5 protein-coding genes are annotated in these 5529 nt (G+C 45.0%); 3 read left to right on the top strand and 2 right to left on the bottom strand.

The genetic code is table 11. The annotated features are described in order from the left end of the window. Positions 1-205: 205 nt before the first annotated feature. The 3 genes from AB7U36_RS17300 to larB are packed head-to-tail and all read left to right on the top strand — an operon-like array spanning position 206 to position 1728. Positions 206-736 carry a hypothetical protein gene (locus AB7U36_RS17300; RefSeq protein WP_428160932.1) on the top strand — a complete coding sequence of 177 codons (531 nt, stop codon included), beginning with the start codon at positions 206-208 and terminating at the stop codon, positions 734-736. Further along, positions 708-959, top strand: a complete 252-nt coding sequence (locus AB7U36_RS17305; RefSeq protein WP_428160933.1) for a hypothetical protein — start codon at positions 708-710, stop codon at positions 957-959. Before AB7U36_RS17300 ends, AB7U36_RS17305 begins: the two co-directional genes overlap by 29 nt. A gap of 7 nt (positions 960-966) precedes the next feature. Beyond that, positions 967-1728 (top strand): nickel pincer cofactor biosynthesis protein LarB, encoded by a 762-nt coding sequence (larB, locus tag AB7U36_RS17310; protein WP_286819504.1) that lies wholly within the window; start codon positions 967-969, stop codon positions 1726-1728. Between the two features lie 75 nt (positions 1729-1803). Here larB and AB7U36_RS17315 read toward each other — a convergent pair whose 3' ends face one another. Together AB7U36_RS17315 and AB7U36_RS17320 are read right to left on the bottom strand one after the other, a co-directional pair. Then, positions 1804-2952: a response regulator gene (locus AB7U36_RS17315; protein WP_428160934.1), complete on the bottom strand. Its 1149-nt coding sequence runs from the start codon at positions 2950-2952 to the stop codon at positions 1804-1806. Continuing rightward, positions 2949-5450 carry a response regulator gene (locus AB7U36_RS17320; protein WP_428160935.1) on the bottom strand — a complete coding sequence of 834 codons (2502 nt, stop codon included), beginning with the start codon at positions 5448-5450 and terminating at the stop codon, positions 2949-2951. The genes AB7U36_RS17315 and AB7U36_RS17320 overlap by 4 nt, the downstream gene beginning before the upstream one ends. Positions 5451-5529: the final 79 nt, after the last annotated feature.

Genomic DNA, 5529 nt, shown 5'->3' on the forward strand with positions numbered 1-5529 from the left:
AAAATACTTTTTGTCAAAAAAAGTATCGATAATGAATGAAAAAGATTAGGTAATTTTTTTACATGCAATAGCCCTGATTCCTTGACTGCTTTTAGGGACAGTGGTACCTTTGCCGTGAAATAATTCCAGAACAATTCACAACGTATCTAAGCAAATTACATAGGGGCAAATTACATAGGGGCAGATTACATAGGGATGTCAGGACATGGAAATTATCGGCATAGATGTGGGGTTTGGTTTTACAAAAGCATATAGCGGACAAAACTCGGTAATTTTCAAATCCCTGATCGGTGATGCGCCTGATATCCAGTTTATGTCATCCATGGGGGATGCCGCAGCAGCAGCAAATCTGCATATCACTCTGGACAATAAAACGTATTTTTTAGGAGCCTATGCCGAACGTCAGTCCAGCCTCACCGAATATACCCTTGACCAGGAAAAAATGGTTGAAGAATTCATCAAGATAATGGCCCTTGCGGCGGCAGGCAACGAAAAAATATGTGACAGAGACCTTGCAACATCCAAGCTCGGGGTGGTGGATATTGGATTTAAAACAACGGATTTTTCCATCTTTGACCATCTCCAGTACATTGAAAGGGGGTCGTCAACCATGGACACAGGCGTGGCCAAGTGCTTTTCCGTGATAGCTGATAAATTGCGTCAGGAAAGTGGTGTCAATTATCGTATCCGGGGGTGGGTCTATCCCTTTGGCCGAATTTCTGATATCATTGGTTAAAGGCAATGTGATCCCCATTCCCAAGAACATTGATGCACGATTCAATAATGTTCGGGGGTATTGTAAATTCGGTCATTACCAGTGGGGCAAAGACAAGACTATACCTTCCCGGCAGGCACCGGCCCCTGAACAAGAACCTTCTGCCCGGGAGGAGACTCCGTCTTCGGAAGAAACAAATAAAGCAGGGAAAGGACTTGCCTGGTTGAAAAGGCAAAACGCTTAGACGCTATATGAACATTGATACACTAACACAAATTCTTTCCATGGTGGCCGAGGGCGCACTGCCCGTTGGACAGGCCGCAGATCAATTAAAACACCTTTCGTTTGAAGATATCGGTTGCGCCCATGTGGATCATCACAGAGCTCTTCGCAAAGGATTCCCCGAAGTTATTTTCGGGCAGGGCAAAACATCGGCACAGATTATTGCCATTCTTGAAAAACTGGAACAATCGGAAAATATCGTGCTTGTAACCCGCATTGATGAGGATAAGGCAGATGCCGTTCTTTCACGGTTTCCCAATGCACAATATTTTGATGACGCCCATCTGTTAAAAATAGAAAAACAGCCCCCCGCCATTACAGGCCGGGGTACAATTCTCATCGTCAGTGCAGGCACTTCAGATATTCCGGTGGTCATGGAAGCCTTCTTAACGGCAAAAGCCATGGGAAATGAAGTCAAAACACTTTTTGATGTCGGGGTCGCAGGCATCCACCGCCTTTTCGCATATCGGCAAGATCTTGAAAAAGCGTCTGTCATTATTGTTGCCGCAGGTATGGAAGGTGCCCTGCCCTCTGTGGTGGGTGGCCTTGTCAAAGCGCCTGTAATTGCTGTTCCCACAAGTGTTGGTTACGGCACAAGCTTCAACGGCATGACCGCCCTTTTGGGTATGCTTAATTCATGCAGTTCAAATATTGCGGTGGTCAATATAGACAATGGATTTGGTGCAGGTTATATGGCCTCGACTATTAACCATGTAGGGGTTGAACGTTAGATGAGTGCCTGTCCGGAAATAAGAAATATCATCCAACGTGGAAATTGGACAAAAAGGCTGTTTTCCGGACAGGAACTAAATTTGGCGCCGTAGTTTAAGGGCCTCCTTATTTGACGGATCAATCCTCAAAATGCGGTTCAGATAGTCGTCAGCCTGGAGAATACGTTTATTGTTGATATGAATCCGGGCGATCTGAAGTTTGGTTTTAACACCCCCTCGCATGTTGTCATCAACCGTAATAAAGCATTCCATGGCTTTTTCCTGATCACCGGTTTCAAGGTAAATGGTGCCGGCCTTATACATCAGATCCATGTTGGCAGGATTCTCCTTGATCGCTTCAGTAACGATCTTGGCCACATATTCATATTCCTGGTTGTCCAGACAGATATTCATGATTTTTTCCTGAAGCATCCTGTTGAATCGGCTTTTTGAGATGATACGCGAAAAAAGCGTTCTTGCCTCCGTTCTGAATCCGTTAATCAAAAGTGTTTCACCCAAGTGAACCGCTGAATCAAAATACCTGGTACTAAAAGAGAGAATTTCCATGTAAAGCTGGGCGGCCTGTTTAAAGTTACGCTTGTTAATATACAACTTGGCCAGGTGGTTTCGTGAAATTGTATCCTGAGGGTTTACGGCAACGGCCTTTTGAAGACATTTTTCACCGATTTCGGCTTTCTTGGCCTCAAGGTATAACAGCCCAAGTTTTCTTAAAATACGTGATGCATTGGGTTTGAGCCCCAAGGCTTTTCGGGTTTCGTCTATGGCGCCTTCGATATTGCCTGCCTCTTCACATGCTCTTGCTTCGAGCAGGTGAATTTTTGCCTTTTCCGGGTGGTTGACAGCCTCGATAACACTTTTTATCTTTGTATCCAGGGCGTCCAGGGTCAATGGTTTAAGAAGATACCCCTCCACTTCGTATTCTGCAGCATCGGCCACAACGTCGCGCTCGTTTTCAGCTGTAACCATAATAACAGGAATGTCCCTGATCTCTTTATCCCGGCGCAAGTTGGCCAGCATCTGGCTGCCGTTCATTTCCGGCATGTTCCAGTCAACAATGAGCAAATCACAGAAATGGTTTTTCAGCGCAAGCAAACCTGATTTTCCATTATCCGCAAAAAAAAGCTCTTTGCCGATCCCAAGATTCCGCAGCATTTTGCGCAGGGTCAGGCGCATGCTTTTCATATCATCCACAATCAGTATGGTCATGGTTTCAATATCAATCATAAAAACGCGTTCCTGTTAAACTGGTTCAAATTTTCCTTAATCATTTCGGTTACAACAATTGTATCTAATTTCAAACCATTACCGACCTGGGTTTCAATGTCGGCGGCGGCAAGTCTTAACTGCTCAGCATTGACATTGGCGGCAGCGCCTTTTAACGCATGGGCACAGGCCTTGACATTTTCGGGCTCAAATGGCGCTTGTTTAACAGCAGACACAAGGTTATCAACAACTCCCTCCACTTCCTGAAAAAAGGATTCAAGGACTTCTGCAGCCAATTGCCTATCATTGCCAAAGCGTTCAAGAAATCCGATCCTGTCAAATACAAATGGGCGTGAATCGTTATCTTCCAAAGCGGTCAGGGGCTGTTCTTGTTTCTCAATGTCATACATTTCAGGACCAGGCATGTCAAAATTCGGTGGGTCAAACGCCACCGAAGGCACGGTTCCATACTTATATGCCTCAATAAGTTCAATTAAAGCCTGGGGATTAACTGGTTTTGAAATAAAATCATCCATGCCGGCCGCTTTACATCTCTGCCGGTCCCTTTCAAAGGCATTTGCGGTCATAGCAATGATGGGCGTGGGTGTGAGTTTTTCTAAGGCTTCATATGCCCGGATCTGACGGGTGGCTTCATATCCGTCCATTTCCGGCATCCGGCAGTCCATGAAGATCAAATGGTATTTATTATTTTTCGCCTCTTCAACAGCCTGAAGGCCGTTGGATGCCGAATCAGCCTGGTATCCATGTGTGCATATAATTGCCTTTGCCGTCACGACATTGGTTTCAATGTCATCCACGATTAAAATTTTAAACGCTCTTTTTTTACGTTCTGCAAGAGTATGGCGGGTAATAATGGCCTGGCGGTTTTTCCGATAGGTCGGTGAAAGCACCGTGCGGATGGCATCCTGGAGAATGGTTCCGTCCAAAGGAAAGCTTAAAAAGGCTGAAAAGCCCAGGTCTTCAAATTCCCTTGCATCCCCCTTCTTACCCACAGCAGTGACGAGAATTAACGCAAGGCAATTCAACTCAAGATCCTGGCGGAATTCCCTGCCAAGGGTCCTTGCATATTGATCCGATTCGCTAACCTCCATAATGACCACATGAAAAGGGATTGAATTTGTCTTTGCAAGGGTAACAAGTTCAATAACTCGGCTGTGTTCACACGTCTTATAATTAAATCCGATCTGGTCAAGTACTTTTGTCAGGCGGGTGCTGGGTTCCGGCTCGTTAGATATGGCGATCACCCTGATGTCGTTGATGGGAACGGCAGACAGCTCCTGGGCAATCTCCTCGGGCAACTGTTTTTCAAAGGGGGCTTCAAACCAAAAGGTGGAGCCTATCATTTCAAGGCTGTCCACCCCAACCTGTCCACCCATTAATTCGATAAACTGTTTTGATATCCATAAACCAAGGCCGGTACCGCCATATTTCTTTGTTATAGACGCATCAGCCTGAACAAAGGGCGCAAAAAGGCCTTTGAGAACTTCCTCGTTGATACCGATACCTGTATCATCCACGCTGAAATGAATCAACGCATGTTCTTCCTTGTCCTCTTTGAGTCTCACATTCAGGGTCACAGACCCGTTTTCAGTGAATTTGATGGCATTGCTTGTAAAATTTAAAAGCACCTGGCGTATTCTGCCGATATCGCCTTTGAGGCGCCTTGGCACATCCGTGTCGATATTATAGATAAACCCAAGTCCTTTTTGCCTGGCCTGCAATTCCGGTAAAGAGACAATATCCTTGACGGCTATTTCAAGATCAAAGGGACGGATATCTAATTCAATTCTGCCTGCCTCAATTTTGGATAGATCCAGAATGTCATTAACAATGGTTAAAAGGGCTTTGCCGCTGTTATAGGCAATGTCTGCGTAGCGTCTTTGCTCGGCGTCAAGCTCAGAGCCAAGAAGCACGTGAATCATGCCTAAAACCCCGTTCATGGGATTTCGTATTTCATGGCTCATATTGGCCAAAAAGTTATCTTTAACTTCAATCGCGTTTTTGGCATCCGCCTGAACTTTTTGAGAAAATTCAACAGCAGCCTGTTTTTCCGTAATAAGTGCCTGATGTTTTTTGAGCATTAGCAACAAAATAGATCCGATACCGGAAAAGAGGATTATAAAGCACACAAAGCGAAATTCATTGAGATTCAATGCGCCAGGCCCCCAGGAGGGACCAAAATAAAAAAAGGCAACCAATCCCGCACAAATGCCGAAAACAAGGAAAAAACCGGACAAATCAACGAATAGAACAGTTCCGGCCATGACAATGATGAAAAAAAAGAGACCGGGACTGAAAATGCCGCCGGTAAGACAGGCAAACCAGGTTATATAGGCGGTGAAAATCAGTACAATAGTGCGTCCCAAGATTACGGATCGCTCACTTAAAAAATGATATGCGGCCCATATCATGAAGACCGTCGCAATTGATGGTGCAATCAGGGCAAGCGTTTTCGCATACAGACCCATTCCTGCCAGACAGAATATAATTGCTGTCATAATGGATGACAGCAGCATTGCCGGATGTTTATCAGTGATCATCTATCTTTAATATCAACTTAAATTTATGGTAGTTATG

Source organism: Desulfobacter sp. (genome assembly GCF_050177295.1).

Coding starts and splice junctions, on each gene's coding strand:
- AB7U36_RS17300 (WP_428160932.1), top strand. CDS start 206: ATGGAAATTATCGGCATAGATGTGGGGTTTGGTTTTACAAAAGCATAT.
- larB (WP_286819504.1), top strand. CDS start 967: ATGAACATTGATACACTAACACAAATTCTTTCCATGGTGGCCGAGGGC.
- AB7U36_RS17315 (WP_428160934.1), bottom strand. CDS start 2,952: ATGATTGATATTGAAACCATGACCATACTGATTGTGGATGATATGAAA.
- AB7U36_RS17320 (WP_428160935.1), bottom strand. CDS start 5,450: ATGACAGCAATTATATTCTGTCTGGCAGGAATGGGTCTGTATGCGAAA.